11 protein-coding genes are annotated in these 14,048 nt (G+C 48.8%); 4 read left to right on the top strand and 7 right to left on the bottom strand.

Translation table 11 applies throughout. The features are described from left to right. Positions 1-263: 263 nt before the first annotated feature. Positions 264-536: a hypothetical protein gene (locus tag WH45_RS07370; RefSeq protein ID WP_046213758.1), complete on the top strand. Its 273-nt coding sequence runs from the start codon at positions 264-266 to the stop codon at positions 534-536. A gap of 183 nt (positions 537-719) precedes the next feature. Continuing rightward, positions 720-1,745, top strand: a complete 1,026-nt coding sequence (locus tag WH45_RS07365) for an EAL domain-containing protein (protein WP_046213757.1) — start codon at positions 720-722, stop codon at positions 1,743-1,745. A gap of 169 nt (positions 1,746-1,914) precedes the next feature. Here WH45_RS07365 and WH45_RS07360 read toward each other — a convergent pair whose 3' ends face one another. The 3 genes from WH45_RS07360 to WH45_RS07350 form a co-directional block, all read right to left on the bottom strand. Then, a complete protein-coding gene (locus tag WH45_RS07360) occupies positions 1,915-3,069 on the bottom strand; it encodes a mannitol-1-phosphate 5-dehydrogenase (RefSeq protein ID WP_046213756.1) in 1,155 nt (384 codons plus the stop codon). A gap of 210 nt (positions 3,070-3,279) precedes the next feature. Further along, on the bottom strand, positions 3,280-5,262 hold the full coding sequence (locus tag WH45_RS07355; protein ID WP_046213755.1) for a PTS mannitol transporter subunit IICBA: 1,983 nt from the start codon (positions 5,260-5,262) through the stop codon (positions 3,280-3,282). Beyond that, positions 5,259-7,385: a BglG family transcription antiterminator gene (locus tag WH45_RS07350; RefSeq protein ID WP_046213754.1), complete on the bottom strand. Its 2,127-nt coding sequence runs from the start codon at positions 7,383-7,385 to the stop codon at positions 5,259-5,261. The genes WH45_RS07355 and WH45_RS07350 overlap by 4 nt, the downstream gene beginning before the upstream one ends. A gap of 547 nt (positions 7,386-7,932) precedes the next feature. On the opposite strand from WH45_RS07350, the gene WH45_RS07345 reads away from it, so the two are divergent. Continuing rightward, positions 7,933-8,601: an SGNH/GDSL hydrolase family protein gene (locus WH45_RS07345; RefSeq protein WP_046213753.1), complete on the top strand. Its 669-nt coding sequence runs from the start codon at positions 7,933-7,935 to the stop codon at positions 8,599-8,601. A gap of 246 nt (positions 8,602-8,847) precedes the next feature. On the opposite strand, the gene WH45_RS07340 is transcribed toward WH45_RS07345, so the two are convergent. From WH45_RS07340 to WH45_RS07330, 3 genes are all read right to left on the bottom strand, one after another. Next, positions 8,848-9,789 (bottom strand): cation diffusion facilitator family transporter, encoded by a 942-nt coding sequence (locus WH45_RS07340; RefSeq protein WP_046213752.1) that lies wholly within the window; start codon positions 9,787-9,789, stop codon positions 8,848-8,850. Between the two features lie 438 nt (positions 9,790-10,227). Continuing rightward, positions 10,228-11,997 (bottom strand): alpha-glycosidase, encoded by a 1,770-nt coding sequence (locus tag WH45_RS07335; RefSeq protein ID WP_046213751.1) that lies wholly within the window; start codon positions 11,995-11,997, stop codon positions 10,228-10,230. Between the two features lie 187 nt (positions 11,998-12,184). Further along, complete coding sequence (locus tag WH45_RS07330; protein ID WP_046213750.1) at positions 12,185-12,652, bottom strand: hypothetical protein; 468 nt, start codon at positions 12,650-12,652, stop codon at positions 12,185-12,187. A 351-nt stretch (positions 12,653-13,003) separates the two neighbouring features. Between WH45_RS07330 and WH45_RS07325 the strand changes: the two genes are divergently transcribed. Then, positions 13,004-13,504, top strand: coding sequence for a hypothetical protein (locus tag WH45_RS07325; protein ID WP_046213749.1), 501 nt, complete (start codon positions 13,004-13,006; stop codon positions 13,502-13,504). 91 nt (positions 13,505-13,595) lie between these two features. Here the strand turns inward: WH45_RS07325 and WH45_RS07320 are convergent, their stop codons facing one another. After that, entirely contained in the window at positions 13,596-13,961 is a 366-nt protein-coding gene (locus WH45_RS07320) for a hypothetical protein (RefSeq protein WP_046213748.1), read from the bottom strand. Between the last annotated feature and the right edge of the window lie 87 nt (positions 13,962-14,048).

Here is a 14,048-nt window from a genome sequence, read left to right as displayed (position 1 = left end):
ATCCAATTAACAAAGTATATACTACAGTCACAGACTGCCGGATCTTCCGGCAGTCTTTTTTATATGCTGAATTTACCGGTACTGCACTCCGAAATGTATTCCTAATCATCCAAAGAATAGCCGACTTTATATAAAGAAAAACAATCTCGTTAATTTGCTTTTCTCACGGCAACATGATTGGATAGAGTTATAAATATTTACCATATTTGTATAATGAACAAAGATATATTAGGTAGGAGGAAGAAGAGGAGAGATGGAGTACCATGAAACCGGCAAGTAGAATCAACTGGAAGCTGATCAATCTGTCTGCGTGGCTGGTCGTTATTCTGTCGTATGTGCTGCCTTTTGAGCAGGATGGTCATATAGGGATTCATGTAGGGTTTCCGCTTTCTTTTATGACCATTTATGAGATAGACGGGCAGCGTAATCTGCTTTCTGCTTACCGTATGGATCTGCTCGTATTTCTGTTGGATGCTGCGCTCCTATATGGTGTGTCTCTGGTCTGCTTGAGACTGTACAAGCATTTTAGAAAGTAGAGAAGAGGCTTTGTTAATTATGGAGACCGCAGACGTTTAATTGCGGTCTTTTTGTTATTTCTGCAGTCTTTTACATTGAGAGCAAAGAATGGTATTACGATGAGGATTGTACCGGCCGATATATATAGGGATCTAAAACGTGAACATGATGATATTGTATTTTAGTAACAGGGAGGCCCCCCCATGAATTGTAGCGGATGCAGTTTTATTCAACCGATTGAAGATCAAGGCACGGTGTCATTGCGCCCGCTTTCTCCTTCTCTTGAGCAGTTAATCAGGCAGCAGTCTTATGACTTTTATATAGTAGAAGATATTGGTTCCATCTCCTATCATTCACGAGAGCAGATGCTGGATATTTTGAAATGGGTCAGGGAGCTGCGCGATGTCGAAGAAAATAAACTGTCGATTGGTATTCTTGGTATGGACGATATTGGTGGCGAACCAGCCTGGTTCCCGTTGTCTACGCTGATCACACGTCTGCAGCACCACGATATTGTAGAGATTATCCGTCAAAAGCAGTTTACCAGTCATATGCAGCCGATCGTGAATGAGCAGGAGCAGGTCATCGCCTATGAGTTCCTGCTGCGTCCGATTCCGGATGGTCCGGGGTTCCAGCCGTATCAGCTGTTCGAAGTGGCTCATCGTACCGGTCTTCACTCCTTCTTGGACCGGGCAGCACGCATCTCGGCAATTGAGACGAGCGCATTGCATCTGCCATCCGGCGTGAAGCGGTTTATTAACTTTTTACCGTCGTCTATTTATAATCCCAAATACTGCCTTAGTCATACCTTTGCGGCGATTGAGCGCCTGAAGCTGGACCCGCAGGATTTTGTATTTGAGGTGGTGGAGACTGAGAATATTATGGAAATGCCCAAGCTGCAGGATATCTTCGATGTCTACCGGAGCAACGGCATCAACGTGGCACTCGATGATGTGGGCTCCGGCTATTCCCTGCCCGAACTGATTGGCAAGCTCAAGCCCGATTACGTCAAAATCGACCGCGGATTGATCGACGGCTGCGACCGGGACGAGCAGAAGCAGCGGGATATCCGCAATATTGCCGAACGTACCTGGGATATTGGCGGTAATGTACTGGCCGAAGGGATCGAACGCCGTGAAGAGTTCGAATTCTGCCGCAGTATTGGTATCAATCTGGCACAGGGATATCTGTTTGGCAAGCCTGCAGAACGTCCATTTGAAGTACTTTAAACCTTGTATATGCAGAATTGTATATGTAAAAAAGAAGCCCCTAATGACTTAGGGGCTTTTATTGTATCTGTTGAACGATAGACCGGCTGCATGAGCGGCATACCATCCTGTTATATCACAGTGAGTGGGAGAATATCTTTTCGGAGCAATGACAGCTCATCCGTCTAACTTAAGCTTTCAGACTTTTGAACTCTTCGTAAGCAGCCATAATCTTGTTGTAATCCTCGCTGTCCTTGGCAAACCCGGTCACATCACTCACGACAGGTCCAATGCCATCGGACTGGATACGTGCCTGCAATTCGGCAGACTGTGGATCGTTGCTATTGTCGTACAGGAAAGCGGCGGCTGCACCCTGCAGCAGGTGATCGCGACCCAATCCCAGTTCGGCAGCCATATTGGCAGGACCAATCAGGCGGTCGGCAGGACCGAGTTTGCGCAGCGGCTCACGACCAACACGGATGACTTCATCGCGGATATATGGATTTTTGAAACGAGTCTCGATTTTGTCGATATATTTGGCATGCTCGGCAGCGTCGAACTCGTATTTTTTCACCAGGGCTGCGCCGCTTTCTTCCATCGCCGGGCGTGCAATCGAGCGTACGGAGTCATCCTGTATGCTCTGGTCAATCGTCTCGATGCCTTTCAGGAAGCCCAGATAAGCCGTGATCGCATGACCGGTGTTCAGCGTAAACAGCTTGCGCTGTACATAAGCGACCAGGTTGTCGGTCAGCTTCATACCGTCGATCTGCGGCGTGCCGCCTTTGAGCTTCGGTTCTTCAACGATCCATTCGTGGAAGGCTTCTACGCCTACATCCAGCAGGTTCTCACCCTGGAAAGGAGGCACGATGCGGTCTACGGAGCAGTTGGCAAATCCTACATTTTCGCGTGCATATGCTTTGCCTTCTTCGGACAGATGGCTCTCCACCTGCTCCTGCAGATGGCTGGTCGCACCAACCATGTTCTCGCAGGCGATAACATTCAGCGGACCTGCACCAGCTGCACGACGTGCTTCGATACCCTGGGCAATTGTAGGTGCGATGAACTTGAGCACATTCGGTCCTACTGCAGTCGTAATGATCTCGGCACTGGCGATCTCGTCGACGATTTCCTGACCATTGGACATGCAGCCGGAGACGTTGGTAATCGTCTCGATGCTTTTTTCCAGATCGAGAATATGGATCTGGTAGCTCTTTTTCTCGTTCAGTTCCTGGATCATCTGTTCATTCACATCTGCGAATACGACATGGTAACCGGCATTGGCCAGCAAAGCTCCGATAAATCCGCGACCGATATTGCCTGCACCAAACTGAATTGCTTTTTTCATAACTTGCACCTCCGTAAGTATAGGCTTGCTGCCGGTTTGCAGGAAGATTCAGACAGCCGAATATTGGCTTTCATGAATCATTGCAATAAGGGCAGCAGCCGTAAATGGGTGCCCGTACACGTATCGCCTACGGGCAAGAATATGGATAAACAGGTTAAATCAGCAGTTGATTCGCTGCTGATTTAACCATGAGAAACTTGCTATTCAATATTAGATAGAGAATGTGCGGTAGATTTCATTGGCATCTGTAACCTGAGCCAGATGGTGAACGACAGACTCGTCTTCGATCGCTTCCGCAATCTTGGTCAGGATCTGCAGATGTTCGCCGCCTGCACCGGCAATACCGATAACGAGATACGCTTTGCCGCCTTCAAATTCTACGCCCTGCGGATATTGCAGAACGACGATACCGGAAGTCTGAATTTGCTTTTTCGCTTCGCCGACACCGTGAGGAATGGCTACACCGTTACCAATGTAAGTGGTAGCGACTTTCTCGCGCTCATGCATGGCTGTTACATAGTCCGGTTTGACATAACCGGAGCTTGCCAGCAGTTCACCGGCTCTGCGGATCGCATCTTCTTTGGGCTCGCTCGCCAGGCCGAGTACGATGTTTTCCTTGCGCAGTACACCGGAACCTTGAGCTGGAGCGGAAGTGCTATCCTTTGTATCTTCTACCACGTGTGGAGCGTTGTGACTGAGTACTTCGCTGACTTCACGTTTAACGCCGGCAGCTTCATCCGGAATGGAAGATTTGGCATTGCCTGCTGCGGTGTCTTTCAGCTTGTTGATCATTTCATCATAGATCGGGTTGTTGATAAAGTTGTCGATCGATACATGCTGTGCATTTGGCGCTTTGCCGCGTGCACGGCTGGTCAGGTTCTGCTGGGTTACGACGATGTCGGCATCCCCAGGGATCGCATCAACCGCAGAGTTGGTTACCTGAATCGGCAGACCGGCCTGCTGTACTTTTTTGCGGAAAGAAGAAGCACCCATTGCACTGGAACCCATACCTGCATCACAGGCAAATACGATTTTGCGAACTTCACCGGTTTGCAGATCAGCAGCTGTTGTCAGTGCCGGACCGGAAGCATTACCGCCAGTTTTCATGTTTTTGGAAGCGGATTGTGCTTTTTCGAGATCTTCATCGCCCACGGAAGCTTTGCGCAGGAAGAGGGCAGACACCAGGAATGAAACGACTGTAGCTGCAGCGATACCAGCAATTACATGGAGTTCGCCACCTTGTGGAGCCAGTGCCATAATGGCAATAATACTACCTGGAGAAGCGGCACCGGTTAAGCCGGAACCCAATAATACGTTGGTAAATACCCCTGCCATACCACCGAGAATAACAGCCAGGAACAGAATCGGTCTCATCAATACGTAAGGGAAGTAGATTTCGTGAATACCACCGAAAAATTGAATGATGATTGCACCTGGTGCAGAACCTTTAATGGAACCTTTACCAAAGACCCAGTATGCAAGCAGAAGGCCAAGACCAGGACCCGGATTGGCTTCCAGCAGATAGAAGATGGATTTACCATGTTCCAATGCATCCTGTGTACCCAGCGGAGTAAAGATACCATGGTTAATGGCATTGTTGAGGAACAAGATTTTACCAGGTTCAATAAAGATGGAAACGAGTGGCAATAAGCCGTGGTTAATCAGGAAGTTAACGCCAGCTTCCAAAAGATTAGTAAATCCGACAACGAGTGGACCAATTCCATAATATCCGGCTATCGCCAGGAACATACCGATAATACCGGCAGAGAAGTTGTTGACGAGCATTTCAAAACCGGATTTGATTTTACCTTCTACCAATTTGTCGAATTGTTTGATAATCCAACCACCCAGAGGACCCATGATCATGGCTCCGATAAACATTGGAATCTCGGCACCGACAATAACGCCCATTGCTGCAATGGCACCAAGTACACCGCCACGATGTCCATGGACAACCTTACCACCGGAGTAGGCGATGAGCAGTGGTAGTAAGTATTTAATCATTGGATCAACCAGTTTGGCGAGGTCTACGTTTGGCATACGTCCTGTTGGAATAAACAGGGCAGTCAACAGACCCCATGCGATAAATGCGCCGATATTAGGCATGATCATGGCGCTCAGGAAGCGTCCGAATGCCTGGACGCGGTCTCTGGCGCTTTTCTTTTCGCGAGCAGATGTATCTACTGTGCTCATAATTGTTCGACCTCCATCATATATTGTTCAATTTTGCGTGTGTACAGATCTTTCATCATGCTGGAGATCTCTGCCTGCAGTCCGGCAGGAGGATCGGATACCAGCCGTGTAACAAAGCCGGGGCGGTCGATCAGTGATTTGCTGACTTCATTTACGGCTTCGAGATAGGCTTTGCTGCTGTCCCTCGGGGCGAGCAGCACGATGGCAGCATACAGGTCGACGGGACTCGTCGCTGCCTGGATCGGCTCGCTGAATCGAATAATGCCGAGGAAAAGCTTGTTCACGACACTGGAACGGCAGTGCAGCAGGATCAGTCCATCCTGTGACAGTACCGTCTCCCCCATGCGCTCACGCTCATGCAGCTCCTGCTCCAGAATACCGGAGCGTTCTGCTGAAGCAGTGAACATGCCGGCGATCCGGTGGATCAGGTCGGGGACCGAGGAGACAGCGAACCGGTCCTTGATCACTAGTCCGTTCGTTAGATCGAGCATGCCGGTGAGCGTTTCCTTATGATTGCCGAGTGTGTCGGTCAGGCGTGTTGCCGGATCGGCAGCAGGCTGGTCGATCGGGGGATGATCCCCGGTTACTTCCAGCTGGGAGACGGCAGTACGGATATCGCGGATATCTTCCGGCGAGAGCAGGGGAGAGACACGGACCGTCGGAATGTGACTATCCACCTCTACCGTGGAGATAATGATATCGGCACGGTTCTCCATCCGGATCGCTTCCGAGGAAGAGACCACATCGATAATTTGCAGTGACGGGAATTCCCGCTTGACCCGAATTGAGAGCAGACTGGACGTTCCGAGACCGCTTGCACAGGCGATGATCGCCTTGACCGGTTTGCGCTGGGCGGCTGCGTATTCGGACATGGCGCCGATATGCATCGCCAGATAGCCGATCTCTGCCTCCGGTACTTCCCGGTGAGTGAATTCACCGAGCAGCCGTGAGCATTTGCGGGCAATCTCAAAGGTTGGCCCGTACTGCTCCTTAATCTGCGTAAGCAGCGGGTTGCGAATATCCAGCCCCAGTCGCAGCCGCTCAATCGCCGGTCCCAGATGATTGATGAACCCGGCGAACAGCTTGCTGTTGCCCTTGAGTTCAAAGCCGGTCTCGGTTTCCGCCATTTTGAGAATATCCCGCGCCAGCTTCACCAGTTCGAAGCTGACATGTTCGTAGTACGGATCGGACTCCGCACTCAGCCGGGTCTCGGCTCCTTTGAGATGCATGGTGATGTACCCCAGCTCATCTTCCGGAATCGAGATGTCAAAAGATTGCTCCAGGCGCTGGGCCAGCTTGCGCGCCGTCTGGAATTCACTGAGCTGCTTGAGTTCATCCAGGATGTGCGGAGCAATCGTGATGCGCTGCCCGCGCCGGATACGTTCAATCGCCAGTGCCAGATGTACGGTCAGACCGATGTAGGCGCTGTCAGTTAGCTTGATATGGGTATCCCGCTCCAGATCGCTGAGATACTGCTGCAGCTGATTCATCATGCCGTCATCGACCAGATTCAGCAGCCGATTGCGAATATGGAACTGGACACGCCCGGTCTCTTCATCGGCCGCGAGCGGATCGCGCACCAGATGAGTGAGCTGGTATTCATCCACACTCTCATATAGCAGGTGAACCAGTGCAGAGCGGATATGACTCTCGGTGCCTTCGACATATACGCCCAGCCCGGGCTTGCGGACCAGCGTAATGCCAAAGGAAGACAGCCAATGTTCAATCCGGTCCAGATCGTTACTCAGTGTGCCTTCCGTAACTTTGAACTGGGAGGCAAACGCATATAGTTTAATCGGCTCTTTGGAAAGGAGGAGTTCGCTGATAATGAAGTAGTGCCGTTCTTCGCGGGTGTAGTCTTTCCGGGGTGTCTGTTCTTCCAGTTCACGCTGTGTACTGGCAAAGTCGGATTCACTGCCTTCCAGCGCAAGTCCGGTTCCCGGTTTGCGAAGCAGCTTCAGCTTGTGTTTGCGCAGCCACTCTTCGGCGGCAGGCAGTTCACGCTTGACCGTTTTCTCACTCACATCCAGATGATCTGACAGGTCACGGATCGTAATATACTCTCCATGAGAACCGACCAGGAATTGCAGCATCATCGTGAGCCGTGCGGTCAGCTTCTCCAAAATCGACAACCTCCTCTCCAAATTCCGACTGAAAACGATATCATGAAAGCAGTGTAAGAAAATAGAACTAGTTCTGATACTTAAAAGTTTAAGCTTCCGAGGATGAGAGATCAATTGAAAGATGCCATGATTTGTCCTTTATTCATAAGGGACAAAGGTAAAGAAAGAGCAGAAATGGGTACGCGGCAAGCTGGGAAATGTCCCTTTTGTTGAACATATGAGGAGGTATACGCAGCGCTGTGAATATAGTTCGTACAGATCATTATTGATTAGTAATTTGCGACAAATAGTGACAGGAGGAAATGCGGTGAACCTCTATATCTACAGAGTTCGGCTGTTATGCAGATTATTAATTACTTCATCCATTAAACCGGAACAAAACTTGTCTAAACATATTATGAAAGAGTAAGCGATATAAATATACAGCCCAATCAGACAGGAGCAGCGGATAGGAGAATACCGGGTTGTCCCGAATATAGTAGATGAAGCGAGACGATACACGATATGGCAGCATGACCACAACTACCCGGCAAAGGAGAGATTGGAAATGAAGCAAAACCAGATACATAGCAGGCGAAGAATTCTGTTTCAGGGCGATTCAATCACTGATGGCAACCGGGGGCGTGATGATGACCCCAATCATATTCTGGGACATGGCTATGCATTCTGGATCGCCGCCGAGCTGGGAGCTTCGCTGGCTGAATCGCAGCCGGAATTCATCAATAGAGGGATCAGCGGCAATCGTGTCTCCGATCTGGAAGCCCGCTGGCATGAGGATACGCTTGGGCTGGGACCGGATACAATCAGTATTTTGATAGGGGTCAACGATATTCTAATGTCAGCCCGAACACCGGCAGGCTTTGATCGGCAGAATTATGAAAGTGGCTATCGTCGTCTGCTGCAGCGGACCCGTCAGGAACTGCCAGATGTACGGCTGATACTTTGCGAACCGTTTATCCTGCCGGGTGGACATACGGATGCCGACTGGGCGGGATGGCGAGCGGCAGCAAATGATTGTGCCGCCATCGTACGCCGATTGGCGGATGAATTCGGTGCGGTCTTCGTACCGCTGCAGGATGCGTTTGACGCTGCCTGCAAGATCGCACCGGCACCCTACTGGATCTGGGATGGCATCCACCCGACTACAGCAGGACACGGCCTGCTTGCCAAGCGCTGGCTGGAAGTTGTACAGAACAGTCCGGTACGAATAAACTAAGGGAAACGAGGCGGTTAATCGGGCTCTGAACTGTCTATCGGCAGCGCATGAATTGGCAAAGTAAAAGCAGCGGAATGGAAAATGAAAACTCCCGTTATCCAGTAGAATACATTAGGATAACGGGAGTTTTTTATAGGAAAGTGCAGCAAACAGATCCATTTCGTGTGTGCATACTGGCTGTGAGGGTGGTTTTGTCTGGCGTGCATAATGAAACGGAGCAACCATCCACCTCATTCTGGAAGTCCGCTATAGCGGCTTTCGTGAATCGAATTCCACGGTCACTTCGTGCTCCGGCTCTTCACCGGCATACCATGGGTTCAAATGGACAAGCACTTCGGTGACCTGTGTATCGGCAGTCATAATATTTTTCTTCATCATCCGGGAGATATCATGTCCCTGCTGGATGGTCAGTGTGGCATCGACACCGATACGGACATCGACGACGATATACTGGCCATGTTCCCGGGCGCGGATGCGGTCGATTCGTTTGACCTCCGGCATATTCTGGAGTACGGTGGCATACGCTTCGAGCTTCTCCGGATGAACAGCCTTTTCCATCAGGATATCAATGGAATCGCGTCCGGTCTCATACGCCAGCTTGAGGATCAGCAGGGCGACGATGATTCCGGCGAGCGGATCGCCATAGGAGAGCAGGGACCAGCCGTACGCTTTACCGATCAGCCCAAGACCGATACCGGCACAGGCGGCTGCCGAGGCGTATACATCGGCCAGATGATCCTGGGCGGTCGCGATCAGCCCTTTGCTGTTGGCTTCGCGTCCGATACGCATTGTGTATACATACAGCACCATTTTCCAGATCAGCGAGATAATCGCCGCGAACAGTGCGATAATATGCGGCTGGGCAGGCGGCTCGAACAGCAGCATAAAGGAATGATAGCCGATATACAGCGCAGCGATTAGCAGGATAGCGGCGACGACGCTGGCACCGACGACCTCAGCCTTGCCGTGGCCATACGGATGATCTTCATCCGGCGGCATGGACGAGATGCGCATGGAACCGAGAGCGGTTGCCGAAGCGATCACATCGCCGGCGTTATGGATGCCGTCCGCGATCAGTACCTGACTGTTGAACAGTACGCCGACGATCAGCTTGAGCAGTGTCAGTATGACGTTACTGACCAGACTGGCCCAGGCTGCGAGCATGGATGAATTAAGGGTTCTATTCATTAGTATGGCCTCCTGCAATATATATACTGCCGGAAGTTGCGCCGGCGTATGAGCATAAGGATCACATAATAAGCTTCTTTATTATGTAAACGAAATAATTTGAATATAATCGGTAGGCTGCGAGCTGACAGCTCCAGGCGATTCAGGTACAGAGAGCCAGGCTGCCGACACAGCAAAACAGTGCCATTCCAAATGACACGAAGTATTAATATAGCATAATTGTGCCTATTAACCAAGCCATTTTCCAAACCGAATCATGACGCAGGAAAAGCGCCTCGTCTTCAGACAGAGAGGCGCTTTGCAGTATAGGTACAGTACGTAAATTAGGCTACGATTGCTGCTTCAGTGTCCTGATAATCATACGGCTTCAGCGCCTAGGATTACTGTACTTATCTGATCTGCCGGATGTTAGGGATTAGCAATTAGTAAACTTTGTACTCAGCCGGTCTGCTGCGGCTGCTTGTCCTCGTCCAGACAGCGCAGTACCTGGTAACCGTAGGCTGGCAGCTGGCATTTCAGCAGGCCGCCTTCCAGCTGCAGTTCCCGATTTTTCAGCACATCTTCCCATTTTGTGCCTTTGATATCAATCTCGATATCGATCGGCTCGCTGGAGCTGTTCATGGCAATGATGAATTTTTCTTGGTCATCGTAGCGCTCATAGACCAGTTCATTGCTGCCCTTGCGGGAATGAAGGAAGCGGAAAGTACCCTGGCGCAGTGCAGAGTACTGCTTGCGCATTCCGATAATCTGCTGGTAGTAGGCAAACAGTTCACGATCCTGTTCTTCTTCCTCCCAGACCATACAGCGGCGGCAGTCCGGATCGCCCTCGCCTTCCATGCCGATCTCATCTCCATAATAGATACAAGGGGCACCGGTAAAGGTCATCTGGAACAGCGCGGCCAGCTTGAGGCGGTTCTTGTCTCCGCCTGCTACCGTCAGTGCGCGCGGGGTATCATGACTGTCGATCAGGTTAAAGGCCACTTCCGCCACCTGACGAGGATAACGAGACATCTGGTTGCCGATCGCATGCGAGAACGTCTGGGCGTCGGTTACATCTTTAATGAAGAAATCCGTTACGGCATTTTTGAAAGGATAGTTCATGACCGAGTCGAACTGGTCGCCCTGCAGCCATGGAATCGATTCGTGCCAGATCTCGCCGAGGATATAAATATCCGGATTGATGTTTTTCAGGGTCAGCCGGAATTCGCGCCAGAACTGGTGATCCACCTCATCCGCTACGTCGAGGCGCCATCCGTCGATACCGTACTCTTCCGCCCAGTAACGGGCTACGCCGAGCAGATATTCTTTGACCTCGGGATTCTCGGTATTCAGCTTAGGCATGAGCGGCTCAAAGTCAAAGGTGTCATATGTCGGGATGCCGTCTTCCACCGCCAGCGGGAATTTGCGCACATGGAACCAGTCTTTGTATTTGGACTGTTCGCCTTTTTCCTGTACATCGACGAAGGGAGCGAACGTTTTGCCGGAATGGTTGAATACCGCATCGAACATGACGCGAATGCCTTTGCTGTGGCAGGTGTTGACGAGCTTTTTGAGCGTTTCCTCGTCGCCAAAGCTCGGGTCGATCTTCATATAATCTTCCGTGTCGTATTTGTGGTTGGTCGTTGCTTTGAAAATAGGGCACAGGTAGATCGCGTTCACGCCCAGCTCGGTCAGATGATCCAGATGATCGATAATGCCCTGCAGATCACCGCCAAAGAAATTGTTCCACTCCGGCTTGCCGCCCCATGGCAGCGTGCCTTCCGGATCGTTGGAGGTGTCGCCATTGGCGAACCGTTCCGGGAAAATCTGATAAAACACAGCGTCTTTTACCCAATCCGGCGTGGTGAACACATCGACCGGGTTGATAAACGGAATATCGAACAGACGGTCCATCTGCGGCTCTTCCGCACCGAACTTGTCTTCGTCCATCCAGATCTCTTCCTGGTCATCCGCCAGCTTGAAACCATATTTGAGACGGCGATACGGCGGCTTGACGGCGCATTCCCAGTAATCAAACAGATCATCGGCCGCAAAGATGCTCATCGGTACGAGTTCTTTGGACTTTTCCCACATGTACTTGTCGCCTGCGAGTGCCCAGGCCTGCTTGACATCCTGCTTTTTGGTGCGCAGACGCAGATGGATGGTCTCGCGGTCGTACGGATAACCCCAGTTCAGTTTTGGACGGTGATAGACGGCTTCGATCAGCATGCATGTTCCTCCTGTGTTTGTTATGTAAAGGCTAACGATTTTTACCCCGAAAGGGTATAATGGAACCATAATCTGGGATCTCTTTTGAGCAGGGTTGTCCAAATCTTCATTGAATAAAAAAGGATATCCATCATAATGTTGAAACAGCCGTTGAGCTGAAGCACATTACTGGATATCCTTAAATAATTTAGGAAGGAGTAGCAGGAGCCTGTATCAGTTGTACAAGAGCTTTACGTCTCAGATAAAACCTTGTACGTTTATTAACCGTGATAAAGATCAGGATGCCGAAAAACGACATGATCCCTAATATATTCCCTTGGCTCATATAATAGAGCAGGGAGAAAGAAACAAATATAATAGACACGATATAAAATCGGAAAACCAAACTCAAAGCATTCAAACCTAAAATAATGGAAGGTATAAGCATAAGAGCCTGGATACGTCCTAAAATATACATACGACCCTGAATGTCATCGGGTAAATCCGTAATATAGGCTTCAATAAGCATAGTTCCCCAATCGCTTTCTTCAGGAACAAAAAACTTTGTGGAATAAAAATTCGCAGAAGAGGTGGCTGCACTAAAAGGGATAAAAAATGTAGCAAATGAGAAACAGACTAAAACAATTACGATAATTAAACCAACGGGTATTTTCATGATACGGGTACCTTTAATTCTTTCTTCTATTATTTGTAGCTGTGTTTTTGTTCTAATCATTCTATGTATATAAATACAAATGCTTAATAACGCGCCAACCTATTTAGTACACCTCCTATTATGCAAGTTTCAGGCGATTTGAAATTTCACAGCATTTAACAGCATATATGAAAGTAAATAATTAATCACTATTCCAAAATAATCAAATAATTATAAAATTCATCTCATACTTTTAGACTAAAAATTTTAGGAGAATTTCGTAAATATGCATGAATTGAAAAATGGCTTAAACGTTGTAGTTAGCTATATATTAAGAAGTAAAGTTTCCAATCTGAGGAGTATGAAATAAACATGAGCAAAAAGAAATTTATCATTATAATTGTATTAGTGTTTATCATCCTAACCATTATTCTGATCAATAAACCATTTGGGCAAATTATTATGTTTTCAAATAATACTGTGATAGATAGCAATCAGTCCTCTGTTGGAAAAGAAAAATCTGATAGTAATAATGAGACTTCCCAAACCAAACATGGAATGATTATTAATGATTCTTTGAGCAATACTACTTTTCAAAAAGAAATGATCATCCCGGAAAGTTATATGAAAATCAGTATAGAAAATGATAGTTCACAGAATGTAACTTTTACCGTAAATAAAGATCATAGTAGCGGACAACAAGTGATGTCTGGCATAGTAAAGCCTACATCTGGTTATCAGAAATTCTATATTACTGCCATGCTGGAATCCGGCACCTATATTATTACTGTATCTTCCGGTTCTGCTGAAATGAAAGGGCAACTGAAAGTTCATATTGATACAGATATAAATAAGCTGCAAGCAGACAGCTGAAATCCAAGCCTGATTTCTGGATAACACACCAAAAAGGAAAATCTATCCGGCTCAAAGCCAGATAAGATGCTCCTTTATTATTCAATACCAATTATTCCAGCCACTCTGGTCGACATGATCCTCTTGGCACCAGCACTGTCCGATACTCACCCGGCGTCTCCGACATATACACCTGATCAGTCACGCCCTGATAATGGCCGCATACCGTGTCGGCCGTAAACAGCTCTGGATCAAGATACAGATGTTCTTCGGACGTTCCTGCCGTCTGGTGAGCGAACTCTTTATCAAACAATCCCATCGACATCAGCCACAGCGATACCCGGCTGAGGGAAATATGCACCCGATAGCTGCCGCCTTCCTCGGCGCGGCGTGCCAGTGCAGCCATCGCTCCGGCTGCGGCCAACCACGAGATATGTGGTATATGCCGCAAATCAATAGGAAATGCCCATAAAATCAAAAAAGTATCCTATAGAGGAAGCGATTGAACCACCCGATTGATATTAGAAATGAAGCCGTATTGCGAATTAAAATGATAAGTAAAAAA

Source organism: Paenibacillus wulumuqiensis, from assembly GCF_000971965.1.
Classification (GTDB): Bacteria; Bacillota; Bacilli; order Paenibacillales; family Paenibacillaceae; genus Saccharibacillus; species Saccharibacillus wulumuqiensis.
This window is presented reverse-complemented; position numbering and strand designations above follow the sequence as displayed.

Coding starts and splice junctions, on each gene's coding strand:
- WH45_RS07370 (WP_046213758.1), top strand. CDS start 264: ATGAAACCGGCAAGTAGAATCAACTGGAAGCTGATCAATCTGTCTGCG.
- WH45_RS07365 (WP_046213757.1), top strand. CDS start 720: ATGAATTGTAGCGGATGCAGTTTTATTCAACCGATTGAAGATCAAGGC.
- WH45_RS07360 (WP_046213756.1), bottom strand. CDS start 3,069: ATGAAAAAAGCAATTCAGTTTGGTGCAGGCAATATCGGTCGCGGATTT.
- WH45_RS07355 (WP_046213755.1), bottom strand. CDS start 5,262: ATGAGCACAGTAGATACATCTGCTCGCGAAAAGAAAAGCGCCAGAGAC.
- WH45_RS07345 (WP_046213753.1), top strand. CDS start 7,933: ATGAAGCAAAACCAGATACATAGCAGGCGAAGAATTCTGTTTCAGGGC.
- WH45_RS07340 (WP_046213752.1), bottom strand. CDS start 9,789: ATGAATAGAACCCTTAATTCATCCATGCTCGCAGCCTGGGCCAGTCTG.
- WH45_RS07335 (WP_046213751.1), bottom strand. CDS start 11,997: ATGCTGATCGAAGCCGTCTATCACCGTCCAAAACTGAACTGGGGTTAT.
- WH45_RS07330 (WP_046213750.1), bottom strand. CDS start 12,652: ATGAAAATACCCGTTGGTTTAATTATCGTAATTGTTTTAGTCTGTTTC.
- WH45_RS07325 (WP_046213749.1), top strand. CDS start 13,004: ATGAGCAAAAAGAAATTTATCATTATAATTGTATTAGTGTTTATCATC.